The sequence below is a fragment of the Streptomyces sp. NPDC094034 genome, from assembly GCF_040303865.1.
Taxonomy (GTDB): domain Bacteria; phylum Actinomycetota; class Actinomycetes; order Streptomycetales; family Streptomycetaceae; genus Streptomyces.
Genome location: NZ_JBEOUD010000082.1, coordinates 1 through 14,314, shown reverse-complemented (window position 1 = coordinate 14,314; position 14,314 = coordinate 1). Strand labels below are relative to the sequence as shown.

Here is a 14,314-nt window from a genome sequence, read left to right as displayed (position 1 = left end):
GAGGATCTGTGGGATGTCCTTCTGGCGGGTGGGGACGCGGTGGCGGAGTTCCCGGCCGACCGTGGGTGGGACGTGGAGGCGCTCTACGACCCGGACCCTGACCGCACAGGCACCACGTACAGCCGTATGGGTGCTTTCCTCGACAACATGGCGGATTTCGACCCCGCGTTCTTCGGGATCTCGCCGCGTGAGGCGCTGGCGATGGACCCGCAGCAGCGGCTGCTGCTGGAGACCTCCTGGGAGGCGTTCGAGCGGGCGGGCATCGATCCGAACTCGCTGCGGGGCAGCCGGGCGGGCGTGTTCGTCGGCACCAACGGCCAGGACTACACGACGCTGATGATGGCCGTGCCGGACAGCGTCGAGGGCTACTTCGGCACCGGCGGCGCGGCGAGTGTCATCTCCGGTCGGCTGTCCTACACGTTCGGGCTCGAAGGCCCAGCGGTGACGGTGGACACGGCGTGCTCGTCGTCGCTGGTGGCACTGCACCTGGCGGTGCAGGCGCTGCGCTCGGGCGAGTGCGAGTTGGCGCTGACGGGTGGCGTGACGGTGATGTCCACGCCCGCCGCGTTCGTGGAGTTCAGCAGGCAGCGCGGGTTGGCGGTGGACGGCCGGTGCAAGGCGTTCGGGGCGGGCGCGGACGGTACGGGCTGGGGTGAGGGCGTCGGCATGCTGGTCGTGGAGCGGCTGTCGGACGCTCAGCGCAACGGTCACCAGGTGCTGGCTGTTGTACGGGGTTCGGCGGTGAACCAGGACGGCGCGTCGAACGGTTTGACGGCGCCGAACGGCCCGTCGCAGCAGCGGGTGATCCGGGCCGCGCAGGCAGCCGCGGGCCTCGCGCCGTCCGAGGTGGACGTGGTGGAGGCACATGGCACCGGCACCACGCTGGGTGATCCGATCGAGGCACAGGCGCTGCTGGCGACGTACGGCCAGGACCGGCCCGAGGGCCGGCCGCTGTGGCTCGGGTCGATCAAGTCGAACATTGGTCACACGCAGGCCGCCGCGGGTGTCGCCGGTGTGATCAAGATGGTGCTGGCGATGCGGCACGGTGTGCTGCCCAAGACGCTGCACGTGGACCAGCCGTCGCCGCACGTGGACTGGTCGGCGGGTGCGGTGGAGCTGCTGGCGGAGGCCCGGCCGTGGCCGGAGACCGGCGAACCGCGCCGTGCCGGTGTGTCGTCGTTCGGGTTCAGCGGGACGAACGCGCACACCATCATCGAGCAGGCCCCCGTGGTCGAGCGGGAGGAAGCCCCGGAGCCGTTGCCTGTTGGCGCGTCCGTCCCGTGGGCATTGTCGGCGAAGAGTCCCGAGGCGTTGCGGGAGCAGGCCGCGCGACTCAAGTCCCTCCTTGACGGGTCGCCGAATCTGTCCGTGGCGGATGTGGGCCGTACGCTGGTGTTCTCGCGGGCGGCGCTGGAGCACCGTGCGGTGGTGGTGGCCGCGGAGCCCGCCGAGTTCCGGTCGGCCCTGGCCGCCATCGCCGAGGGGCGTGGTGGTCCGGGTGTTGTGGTGGGGGAGGCGGGGCCGCACCGGGTGGGTTTCCTGTTCTCGGGTCAGGGTTCGCAGCGGCTTGGGATGGGGCGTGAACTGGCCGAGCGGTTCCCGGTGTTCGCGGAGGCGCTGGACGGGGTGCTGGCCGAGTTCGATCCGGTGGTGCGTGAAGTCCTGTTCGGTGAGGACGCCGAGGCGCTGGGTGAGACGGGGGTGACGCAGCCGGCGCTGTTCGCGGTCGAGGTGGCGCTGTTCCGGTTGCTGGAGTCGTGGGGTGTCCGGCCGGATGTGCTGGCCGGACATTCGATTGGCGAGCTGGCGGCGGCGCATGTGGCGGGTGTGTGGTCGTTGGCCGATGCGGTCAAGGTGGTGTCGGCTCGGGGTGCGTTGATGCAGGCGCTGCCCGAGGGCGGTGCGATGGTCGCGATCCAGGCGTCCGAGGCCGAGGTCGCGCCGGATCTGCCCGACACTGTGGGCGTCGCTGCGGTGAACGGTCCGAACTCGGTGGTGATCTCCGGTGCTGCCGCTGATGTGGAGGTGGTGGCGGAGTTGTGGCGTGAGGCGGGTCGTAAGGTGACGCGGCTCCGTGTCAGCCATGCGTTCCATTCGCCGTTGATGGACCCGATGCTGGACGAATTCCGCGCGGTGGTCGAGGGAATCGAGTCCGCTGAACCCGAGATCCCGATCGTGTCGACGTTGACGGGCCGGTTGGCGACGGCCGAGGAGTTGGCCTCGCCAGGGTATTGGGTGCGGCATGTGCGCGAGTCGGTGCGGTTCGCGGACGCCGTGGGCACGCTGGTGGCCGAGGGTGTGGCGACGTTTGTGGAGGTCGGGCCGGGCGGGACGTTGTCCGCGTTGGGTCAGGAGTCCGCGCCCGACGCGACGTTCGTGCCGATGTTGCGTGGTGATCGGCCGGAGGCCGTGGCTGTCACGACGGCCGTGGGGCAGTTGCATGTGCGTGGTGTCGGGGTGGATTGGGAGGTGTTGTTCGCTGGTCGTGGTGCGCGGCGGGTGGATCTGCCGACGTATGCGTTCCAGCGGGAGCGCTACTGGCTGGACGCTCCGTCGGTCGATGAGGGCGTTGAGCGGATGTCGCCCGTGGAGGCACGGTTCTGGGATGTTGTGGAAGAGGGCGACCTCGCCGATCTCGCTCGCACGTTGGACGTGTCGTCGGATGATCCGCTGAGTGCCGTGCTGCCCCGGTTGTCCGCGTGGCGCAGGGAACAGCGGGATCGGTCCCTCGCCGACGACTGGCGGTACCGGGTCGATTGGCGGCCGGTGGCGGCCGGGGGTCGGCGGTTGGAGGGTGTCTGGCTGGTGGTGGCGCCGGCTGGTGAGGAGCGTGCCGAGTGGGTGGGTGACGCGCTGGTGCGTAACGGTGCGGATGTGCGTGTCCTTTACGTGGATCCGGAGGCGGTCGACTGGGCGGGTCTGCTGGGCGGGTTGCCTGCCCTGAGTGGTGTGGTGTCGTTGTTGGGGCTCGCGGACGCGGGTGGGTCGGTTGTGCCTGTGGGTGTGGCGGCCACGATCGGTCTGTTGCGGGTGTTGGGTGACGCGGATGCGTCGTTGTCGGTGTCGTTGTGGTGTCTGACGTCGGGTGCGGTGTCGGTGGGCGCGGGTGACGTCGTCGGTGGGTTCGAGCAGTCGATGGTGTGGGGTCTGGGCCGGGTCGCCGCGCTGGAGCACCCCGGCCGCTGGGGCGGCCTGGTCGATCTGCCCGAGGCGCTGGACGAGGCGACCGGTGACCTTTTCGCCTCCGTCCTCGCCGGAACGAGCGGCGAGGACCAGATCGCGCTGCGCGGTGGCGAGACTCTGGCGCGCAGGCTGGAGCCCGCGCCGCTGAGCGCGGACACCTCCGGCTCCGGTTGGACGCCGCGCGGGACGGTCCTGGTCACCGGCGGCACCGGTGCGCTCGGTGCGCACGTGGCGCGCTGGCTGGCGGGGCACGGCGCCGAGCACGTCGTACTGACGGGCCGTCGCGGCCGGTCCGCCGAGGGCGCCGAGGAACTGGAGGCCGAACTCGTCGAGTTGGGCGCGCGCGTCACCTTCGCCGCCTGTGACATGGCCGACCGGGAGTCCGTCGCCGCGCTGCTGGCCGACGTCCCCTCGCTCACCGCGGTCGTGCACGCGGCGGGCATCGAACGCCTGACACCTCTCGCCGACCTTGATCCCGGCGACCTCGCCGAGTTCGGCGATGTGCTGGCGGCCAAGGTCGTCGGTGCGAGGAACTTGCACGAGCTGCTGGGCGATACGCCGTTGGACGCGTTCGTGCTGTTCTCGTCCATTGCCGGTGTGTGGGGCAGTAGCGGGCAGAGCGCGTACGCGGCCGCCAACGCCTACCTGGACGCCTTGGCCGACCACCGCAGGGCGGCGGGTCTGCCGGCCACGGCCGTCGCATGGGGGCCGTGGGGCGGCGGCGGTGGCATGGTGGCGACCGATGAGCAGGCCGCGCTGCTGCACCGCTGGGGCTTGTCGACGATGGCCCCGGCTGTGGCGATCGCGGGTCTGGCCACGGCTCTGGAGCGTGGTGACGGGAACGTTGTCGTCGCCGATGTCGACTGGGAGCGGTTCGCGGGCACCTTCATGTCGCAGCGGCCCAGTCTGCTTCTGCGTGAACTGCCCGAAGTCCGCGCCGCGTTCGAGGCCGCTGCGGCGGAGCCCGGTACATCCGCTCTCGCGCGGCGCCTCGCGGGTCTGGATGTGGCTGAGCAGGAGCGGCAGCTCACCGAGTTGGTCCGGTACGAGGCGGCCGCGGTACTGGGCCACATGTCCGGTGACGCGTTCTCCGCGACCCGCGCCTTCAAGGAACTGGGCTTCGACTCGCTGACGGCGATGGAGTTGCGTGGCCGGCTGAGTGAGACCACCGGAGTCGCCCTGCCCGCGACGGTGGTGTTCGACTATCCGACGGCCGCCGCGCTGGCCGCTTTTCTGCGCGTCGAGTTGTCCGGTACGGATGTGACCCCCGCTGCCTCCGCTCCTGTCGCCGTCTCCGATGTGACCGATGAGTCGATCGCGATCGTGGCGATGGCGTGCCGGTATCCAGGTGGTGTGTCGAGCCCGGAGGATCTGTGGCAAGTGCTCCTGGCGGGCGGGGACGCGGTGGCGGAGTTCCCGGCCGACCGCGGCTGGGACGTGGAATCGCTGTACGACCCGGACCCCGACCACGCGGGCACCACCTACAGCCGGATGGGCGCGTTCCTCGACCGGGTGGCGGAGTTCGACGCGGGCTTCTTCGGGATCTCGCCGCGCGAGGCGCTGGCCATGGACCCGCAGCAGCGGCTGCTGCTCGAAACCTCCTGGGAGACCTTCGAGCGGGCCGGCATCGACCCGGATTCGGTGCGCGGTGAACGGGCGGGCGTGTTCGTCGGTTCGAACGTGCAGGACTACGGGATGGTGCTGGACGGGGCCGCCGAGGACGTGGGCGGCCATGTGGCGACGGGCAGCGCGGCGAGCGTCATGTCCGGCCGGCTGTCGTACACGTTCGGTCTTGAAGGTCCCGCGGTCACGGTGGACACGGCGTGCTCCTCGTCGCTGGTGGCACTGCACCTGGCGGTACAGGCCCTGCGGTCGGGCGAGTGCTCGCTCGCGTTGGCGGGTGGCGTGACGGTGATGTCCACGCCCGGCGCGTTCGTGGAGTTCAGCAGGCAGCGCGGATTGTCGGTGGACGGCCGGTGCAAGGCGTTCTCCGACAGCGCCGACGGCACGGGCTGGGGCGAGGGTGTCGGCATGCTCCTCGTGGAGCGGTTGTCCGACGCCCAGCGCAACGGTCACCAGGTGCTGGCCGTTGTGCGGGGTTCCGCGGTGAACCAGGACGGTGCGTCGAACGGTCTGACCGCACCGAACGGCCCGTCCCAGCAACGGGTCATTCGTCAGGCGTTGGCGGCCGCCGGCCTCGCGCCGTCCGAGGTGGACGCGGTGGAGGCCCATGGCACCGGCACCACGCTCGGTGACCCGATCGAGGCGCAGGCGCTGCTCGCCACCTACGGTCAGGACCGTGACGGTGAACCGCTGCTGCTCGGTTCGGTGAAGTCCAACATCGGCCATACGCAGGCGGCCGCCGGTGTCGCGGGCGTGATCAAGATGGTGTTGGCCATGCGGCACGGTGTATTGCCGAGGACGCTGCACGTGGATGAGCCGTCGTCGCACGTGGACTGGTCGACGGCGGCGATGGAACTGCTCACCGACCAGCGGGAGTGGCCTGCCGTGGACCGGCCGCGGCGGGCCGGCGTGTCGTCGTTCGGGTTCAGTGGCACGAACGCGCACGCCATCATCGAGCAGGCACCCGAGATCATCGAGCGGGCACCCGAGGTGACGTCGGCCGAGGCCGAGCCGGGCGAACCGGGTGTTGTGCCGTGGGTGCTGTCGGCGCGGTCCGGCGAGGCGCTGCGGGAACACGCGACCCGGCTCCGGGAGGAGTTTGAGCGGGAGGCGGCCGTGTCGGTCGCCGACGTCGCCCACTCGCTGGGATCCCGGTCGGTGTTCGACCACCGGGCCGTGGTGGTGGGGCAGGACCGGGAGGACTTCCTCTCCGGTCTCACCGCCCTGGCCGACGGCCGTGAGGCGCCGACCATCGTGACCGGAGTGGCGGAGAACCGCGGCGCCGGCGTGGTGTTCGTGTTCCCCGGCCACGGTTCGCAGTGGGTCGGCATGGCACAGGAGTTGCTGGAGACCTCGCCGGTGTTCCGCGCGCGGATGGAGGAATGCGCGGAGGCGCTGGACGAGTTCGTCGACTGGTCGTTGCTGGACGCGATCCGGGATGCCGTCCTGATGGAGCGGGTGGATGTCGTCCAGCCCGCCCTGTTCGCGGTGATGGTGTCGCTGGCGGCCACCTGGCGGTCGTGGGGCGTCGAGCCGAGCGCCGTGCTGGGGCACTCGCAGGGCGAGATCGCGGCAGCGTGCGTCGCGGGTGCCCTGTCCGTGAAGGACGCGGCGCGGCTGGTCGTCCTGCGGAGCAAGGCGTTGACCGTACTGTCCGGCCAAGGCGGCATGGTGTCGGTCGCGCTCGGAGTCGACGCCGTACGGGAGTTGCTGACGCGGTGGGACGGGCAGCTCGCGGTCGGCGTGGTGAACGGCCCCGCCTCGGTCGTCGTGTCCGGTGATGTCGCCGCGCTGGACGAGCTGATGGAGGTCTGCGCCGAGAAGGGGGTGTGGGCGCGGCGGGTCCTGGCGGACTACGCCCCGCACTCCCACCACGTCGAGCGGATCGAGGCGGAACTCCTGGAAGGGCTGGCGAGTGTGTCGCCGCGCTCCAGTGACGTGCCGTACTTCTCCCCGCTGACCGGCGGGTGGCTGGAGACCCGTGGGATGGACGCCGCGTACTGGTACCGAAGCCTGCGGCAGACGGTACGGTTCGCGGACTCCGTCTCCACGCTGGTCGCCGAGGGCTTCAAGGACTTCGTCGAGGTGAGCCCGCATCCGGTGCTGGTGGCCGGGCTGGGCGAACTGGTCGGTGCCGACGGCGTGGTGGTCGGCTCGTCGCGGCGCGGGGACGGGAGCCTGGCCCGGCTGATGACCTCGGCGGGCACACTGCTCGTGCGCGGCGGCCAGGTGGAGTGGGAGCTCCCCGGTGCGCGGTGGGCCGACCTGCCGACGTACCCGTTCCAGCGCGAACGCTTCTGGCCCACGACGACGCACACCGCGACCGGCGATGTGACCTCGGCCGGCCTGGGGCGGGTGGACCACGCCCTGCTCAGCGCGGTCACCGAACTCGCCGACTCCGAGGGCCTCGTGTTCAGCGGCATGCTGTCCCTTCGCACCCACCCCTGGCTCACCGACTACCGCGTCCTGGGCGCCGCTGTGCTCCCCGGCGCGGCCTACCTGGAGCTCGCGCTGCGCGCAGGTGACCACGTCGGCTGCGCGTCCCTGGACGAGTTGGTGCTGGGCACGCCCCTGGTGCTGCCCGAGCGGGACGGTGTCCAGGTGCGGCTCAGCCTCGCCGGGCCGGACGCGTCGGGCAGGCGGGCGTTCACCGTGGATTCCCGAGGGGACGAGAGCGGTGGCTGGACCCGCCACGCCACCGGCACCCTGGCGGCCGAGGCGGCACCCGTCACCGACGACCTCGTCGCCTGGCCGCCGAGCGAGGCCGAGCCGGTCGAGCTGGACGGCCACTACGCCACCCTCGCCGCCTCCGGCCTCGACCACGGCCCCGCCTTCCAGGGGCTGCGCGCGGCCTGGCGCAAGGGCGACGAGACGTTCGCCGAGGTGGTGCTGCCGGACGGCCTCGCGGTTGAGGGCTTCGGCCTGCACCCCGCTCTCCTGGACGCCGCGCTGCACGTCATCGGGGTCGGAGTGAGTTCGGACGGACTTCCCTTCTCGTGGGCCGGGGTGCGGCTGACGGCGACCGGTGCGACAGCGCTTCGGGTCCGGTTGACGCCGGTCGGAGTGGACGCCGTGGCGGTGCTGGTCGCCGACGGCTACGGCGAGCCGGTCGCCGCTGTCGACGAGCTGAGACTGCGACCCGTCTCCGCCGATCAGCTCAACCTCGCGCGATCCACCCACCGCGACGCGCTGTTCGAGGTGAAGTGGGTTCCGATGCCGGACGCCGCTCCCCACACCGGTACGTGGGCGGTGCTCGGCGGCGACACCGCCCGGCTGGCCCACGCGCTCACCGCGGCGGGTGAACCGGTCGGCGAACACGACGACCTGGCCGCCCTGCTGGCCGCCGTCGATGGCGGCGCGCCCGTGCCCCGGTGTGTGGCCGTGGCGCCCGGCGAGGGCGCGACAACCCCCCGCGAGGCGACGCGTCTCACCCTCGACCTGCTCCAGAAGTGGCTCGCGGACGACAGGCTCACCGAGTCGCGGCTCGTGCTCGTGACGAGCGGCGCGGTGGCGGCCGGGCCGGACGAGGACGTGCCGGACCTGGTACGCGCCCCCGTGTGGGGCCTGGTGCGGTCGGCGCAGTCGGAGCACCCGGCGCGGTTCGTACTGGTCGACGTGGACGAGCACGAGGAGTCGCTGCGCAGGCTGCCCGCAGCCGTGACGAGCGGGGAGCCGCAGGTCGCGGTCAGGAACGGCGCTGCCTCGGTGGCCAGGCTGGCACAGCTCGCCACCCCGGCCGACGCCTCCGAACCGGTGGCGTTCGGCCCCGACGGTACGGTCCTGATCACCGGTGGTTTCGGCATGCTCGGCGGGCTGACAGCGCGCCACCTCGTCACCCGCCACGGAGTGCGGGACCTGGTACTGACCGGCAGGCGCGGCGCCGCCACGCCGGGCGCGCAGGAGTTGCGCCGGGAACTGGAGGAACTGGGCGCGCGTGTCACGGCCGTGGCGTGCGACGTGAGCAACCGCGAGGCGATCGCCGCGCTGTTGTCCGAGCACCCCGTGACCGCTGTCGTACACACCGCGGGTGTGCTGGACGACGGCACGGTCGAGTCGCTGACCCCGGAACACATCGACACGGTGTTCCGCCCCAAGGCCGATGCCGCGCTGCACCTGCATGAACTGACCTCGGGGACGGATCTCACGGCGTTCGTGCTGTTCTCCGCCATCGCCGGTGTGCTGGGCAGTCCCGGCCAGGGCAACTACGCCGCGGCGAACACGTTCCTGGACGCGCTCGCGCAGCACCGCCGGGCAGCCGGGCTGCCCGCGACATCGCTGGCGTGGGGCCTGTGGGCCGAGGCCAGCGGCATCACCGGCCACCTCGATGAGGCCGACGTACAGCGGATGGCGAGGGGCGGCATGCTCCCGCTGTCCTCCGAGGACGGCATGGCGCTGTTCGACGCGGCACGCGCGGCCGGCGCCGCGACCGCAGTGCCCGCCTCGATCGACCTGTCCGCACTGCGAGCCCACCCGGAGCAGGTGCGGCCACTACTGCGCGGTCTGGTGCCCACGCCCGCCCGCCGCACCGCGCGGTCCGGCAACGGCTCCGGCGCGGTACCGCTCGCCCAGCGGCTCGCGGGCCTCACCGAGGCGGAGCAGGACCGGGCGCTGGTGCACCTCGTCCGCACCCACACCGCGGCCGTGCTCGGCTTCGCGGGACCGGAGACCGTCGAGGCGGACCGGGCGTTCAAGGAGCTCGGGTTCGACTCGCTCACCGCCGTGGAACTGCGCAACAGGCTCGACGCCGAAGTCGACTCTCGACTGCCCGCCACCCTCGTGTTCGACCACCCGAACCCGGCTGCGCTCGCGGCCCACCTGCGGACGACGCTGTTCGCGGACCAAGGCTCGCCGGCCGCCGCGGCACTCAGCGAGCTGAACAAGCTGACGATCACCATCTCCAAACTCGACCCGGACGACGCGCTGGTCGGGGACATCCGGCTCAGGCTCCGGTCGCTCCTGTCCACATGGGACGACAAGGAGCCCGAGGCCGCCGTGGACGACCTGAACAAGGCAACGCTGGACGACGTGTTCGACATCATCGACGAGGAACTCGGCAACTCCTGATCCGCGGGTCCCGACTCTTTACCAAGAGGGGTTAGCAAGCATATGTCGAATGACGACAAGGTCCTCGACTACCTGAAGCGCCTGACCGCGGATCTGCGGCAGACCAAGCAACGGCTTCGCGAGGTCGAGGAGAAAGCCAGCGAGCCGATCGCGATCGTCGGCATGAGCTGCCGTTTCCCCGGTGGTGTCGAGTCTCCCGAGGACCTGTGGCGGCTGCTGGCCGAAGGCGGGGACGCGGTAGCGGAGTTCCCGGCCGACCGTGGCTGGGACGTGGAATCGCTGTACGACCCGGACCCCGAGCACTCGGGCACCACGTACAGCCGGATGGGCGCGTTCCTCGACCGGGTGGCGGACTTCGACTCGGGTTTCTTCGGGATCTCGCCGCGTGAGGCGCTGGCCATGGACCCGCAGCAGCGGCTGCTGCTGGAGACCTCCTGGGAGGTCTTCGAGCGGGCGGGCATCGACCCCAACTCGCTGCGGGGCAGCCGGTCCGGTGTGTTTGTCGGTACCAACGGCCAGGACTACGCGGCGCTGTTGAGGGCCGTGCCGGAGAGTGTCGAGGGCTACGCGGGTACCGGTATCTCGGCCAGTGTCATCTCCGGCCGGCTGTCCTACACGTTCGGCCTTGAAGGCCCCGCGGTCACAGTGGACACGGCATGTTCATCGTCGCTGGTGGCGCTGCATCTGGCGGCGCAGGCGCTGCACAAGGGCGAGTGTGAGCTCGCCCTGGTCGGCGGTGTGACCGTGATGACGACGCCGGGCTCGTTCGTGGAGTTCAGCCGCCAGCGCGGACTGTCGGTGGACGGCCGGTGCAAGGCGTTCTCGGACAGCGCCGACGGCACCGGTTGGGGTGAGGGTGTCGGCATGCTCCTCGTGGAGCGGTTGTCGGATGCCCGGCGGAACGGGCACCGGGTGCTTGCTGTTGTGCGGGGTTCGGCGGTGAACCAGGACGGTGCGTCGAATGGTCTGACGGCGCCGAACGGCCCGTCGCAGCAGCGGGTGATCCGGCAGGCGCTGGCCAGTGCGGGTCTGGCGCCGTCGGATGTGGACGTGGTGGAGGCGCATGGCACCGGTACGACGCTGGGTGATCCGATCGAGGCGCAGGCGCTGTTGGCGACGTACGGGCAGGACCGGCCCGAGGGCAGGCCGCTGTGGCTGGGGTCGTTGAAGTCGAACATCGGCCACACCCAGGCCGCCGCCGGTGTGGCCGGTGTGATCAAGATGGTGCTGGCGATGCGGCACGGTGTGCTGCCGCGCACCCTGCATGTCACCGAGCCGTCGTCGCACGTGGACTGGTCCGCCGGTGCCGTAGAGCTCCTGACGGAGGCTCGGCCCTGGCCGGAGACGGGACAGCCCTGGCGAGCCGGTGTGTCGTCGTTCGGAGTGAGTGGCACCAACGCACACACCATCATCGAGCAGGCCCCCGTGGTCGAGCGGGAGGAAGCCCCCGAGCCGATACGTGACGGCCTCGGCCTGGTGCCGTGGGTGCTCTCGGCCCGGGGCGAGGAAGCCCTGCGTGGTCAGGCCGAGCGTCTGATGTCCATGGTGGATGACAAGGCCCTTGTTGATGTCGGCTACTCGCTCGTGGCGTCCCGGGCGGCGTTGGACCACCGCGCGGTGGTGGTCGCCGGTGACCGGACCGAGTTCCTGGACGCTCTGGCGGCCGTGGCCGAAGGCAAGTCGACCGGCGCGGTGGTCAGGGGAGTCGCCGATGACCCCGGCCAGCTGGCTTTCCTGTTCTCGGGTCAGGGCTCACAGCGGCTCGGTATGGGGCGTGAACTGGCCGAGCGCTTCCCGGTGTTCGCGGAAGCTCTGAACGGTGTGCTGGGCGAGTTCGATCCGGTGGTGCGTGAAGTCCTGTTCGGCGGGGACGCCGAGGCGCTGAACGAGACGGGGGTAACGCAGCCGGCGCTGTTCGCGGTTGAGGTCGCTCTGTTCCGGTTGTTGGAGTCGTGGGGTGTCCGGCCGGATGTGGTGGCCGGGCATTCGATCGGCGAGCTGGCGGCGGCGCATGTGGCGGGCGTGTGGTCGTTGGCCGACGCGGTCAAGGTGGTGTCGGCTCGGGGTGCGTTGATGCAGGCGTTGCCGTCGGGTGGTGCGATGGTGGCGGTGCAGGCGTCCGAGGCCGAGGTGGCGTCGGAGTTGCCTGACGGTGTGGGTATCGCGGCGGTGAATGGTGTGTCGTCGGTGGTGGTTTCGGGTGTGACCGCTGGTGTGGAGATGGTGGCGGAGCGATGGCGTGGCGCGGGTCGGAAGGTCTCCCGGCTGCGGGTGAGTCACGCGTTTCATTCGCCGTTGATGGATCCGATGCTGGATGAGTTCCGTCGGGTGTTGGAGGGCGTGTCGTTCGCGGCGCCGGAGATTCCGGTTGTGTCGGCGCTGACGGGCCGGTTGGCGGTGGCCGAGGAGTTGGCCTCGCCGGAGTACTGGGTGCGGCACGTACGCGAGTCGGTGCGCTTCCACGACGCGGTCGTGGCCCTTCGCGAGCAGGGTGCTGGTGTGTTCGTCGAGATCGGGCCGGGCGGGACGCTGTCCGCCCTCGGTCTCGGCAGCGCGCCCGACGCGGCGTTCCTGCCCGCCCTGCGGGCGGACAGACCCGAAGAGCTCGCTCTCGTCACCACGGTCGCCGCACTGCACACGCAGGGTGTGGCGGTTGACTGGACCGCTTACTTCGCGGGCAGCGGCGCGCGCCAGGTCGACTTGCCGACGTATGCGTTCCAGCGTGAACGCTACTGGCTGGACATCCCCACCGTGGAGGGCGTCGAGCGGATGTCGCCCGTGGAGGCACGGTTCTGGGGGGTCGTGGAGGACGGTGACCTCGCTGATCTCGCCCGCACGCTCGATGTGTCGTCGGACGATCCGCTGAGTGCCGTGCTGCCCCGGTTGTCCGCGTGGCGCAGGGAACAGCAGGGCCGAACAGCTGTGGGCGGTTGGCGTTACCGGATCGACTGGCGGCCGGTGGCGGCCGGGAGTCGGCGGTTGGAGGGTGTCTGGCTGGTGGTCGCGCCGGCTGGTGAGGAGCGTGCCGAGTGGGTGGGTGACGCGCTGAACCGTAACGGTGCGGATGTGCGTGTCCTTTACGTCGATCCGCAGACGCTCGACTGGGCGGGGCTGCTGGGCGGGTTGCCTGCCCTGAGTGGTGTGGTGTCGTTGTTGGGGCTCGCGGACGCGGGTGGGTCGGTTGTACCTGTGGGTGTGGCGGCCACGATTGGTCTGTTGCGGGCGTTGGGTGACGCGGATGCGTCGGTGTCGGTGTCGTTGTGGTGTCTGACGTCGGGTGCGGTGTCGGTGGGCGCTGGTGACGTCGTCGGTGGGTTCGAGCAGTCGATGGTGTGGGGTGTGGGCCGGGTGGCCGCGCTGGAGCACCCTGGCCGCTGGGGCGGCCTGGTGGACCTGCCCGAGGTGCTGGACGACGCGACCGGTGATCTCCTTGTCGGTGCTCTGGCCGGGACGAGCGGTGAGGACCAGGTCGCCTTGCGTGGCGGGGAGGTTCTTGGCCGGAGGCTGGTGCCCGCGCCGCTGGGTGAGGTTTCAGGCGAGGGCTGGTCGCCGCGCGGGACGGTCCTGGTCACCGGTGGTACAGGCGCCCTCGGTGCGCACGTGGCCAGGTGGCTGGTGGCGAAGGGGGCCGAACACCTGCTGCTGACCAGCAGGCGTGGGCTGGCGGCCGATGGCGCCGAGGAACTGCGTGCCGAGCTGACCGCGCTCGGTGCCCATGTCACGATCGCGGCCTGTGACGCCGCCGACCGGGACGCGCTGGCTGACGTGCTTGCCTCGGTGCCCGCCGAGTTCCCGCTCACCGCGGTCGTGCACGCGGCGGGCATCGAGCGCTCTACGCCCCTTGCCGACCTCGATCCGACCGACCTCGCCGAGTTCGGCGAGGTGCTGGCGGCCAAGGTCACCGGCGCGAGGAACTTGCACGAGCTGCTGGGCGATACGCCGTTGGACGCGTTCGTGCTGTTCTCGTCGATCGCCGGTGTGTGGGGCAGCGGTGGGCAGAGCGCGTACGCGGCGGCCAATGCTTACCTGGACGGCTTGGCGGAGCACCGCAGGGCGACGGGTCTGCCGGCCACGGCCGTCGCGTGGGGCCCGTGGGGCGACGGTGGCATGGTCGCGGACGCCGGGCAGGACGTGGCAGCCCAGTTGCGCCGCAGGGGCCTGGCCACGATGGCTCCGGCTGTGGCGATCGCGGGTCTGGCCGCGGCCCTGGAGTGTGGTGATGGGAGTGTTGTTGTCGCTGATGTCGACTGGGTGCGGTTCGCGGGTACGTTCATGTCGCGGCGGCCGAGTGCGTTGTTGGGTGAGCTGCCGCAGGTGCGTGCGGTGTTCGAGGTTGCTGGGGTGGAGCAGGGTGTGTCGGCTCTTGCGGGGCGGCTTGCGGGTTTGGGTGTGGTGGAGCAGGAGCGGCAGCTGACGGAGTTGGTCCGGTTTGAGGCTGCGGCGG

General features: G+C 71.1%; 2 protein-coding genes. Both read left to right on the top strand.

Annotation, left to right across the window (positions count from 1 at the left end; all coding sequences use genetic code 11):
• Positions 1-9,870 (top strand): type I polyketide synthase (locus ABTZ59_RS36210; RefSeq protein ID WP_503003863.1); only part of this gene is annotated, 9,870 nt, incomplete at its 5' end.
• Positions 9,871-9,912: 42 nt separating this feature from the next.
• A partial coding sequence (locus ABTZ59_RS36205) for a type I polyketide synthase (protein ID WP_351425299.1) occupies positions 9,913-14,314 on the top strand: 4,402 nt, incomplete at its 3' end.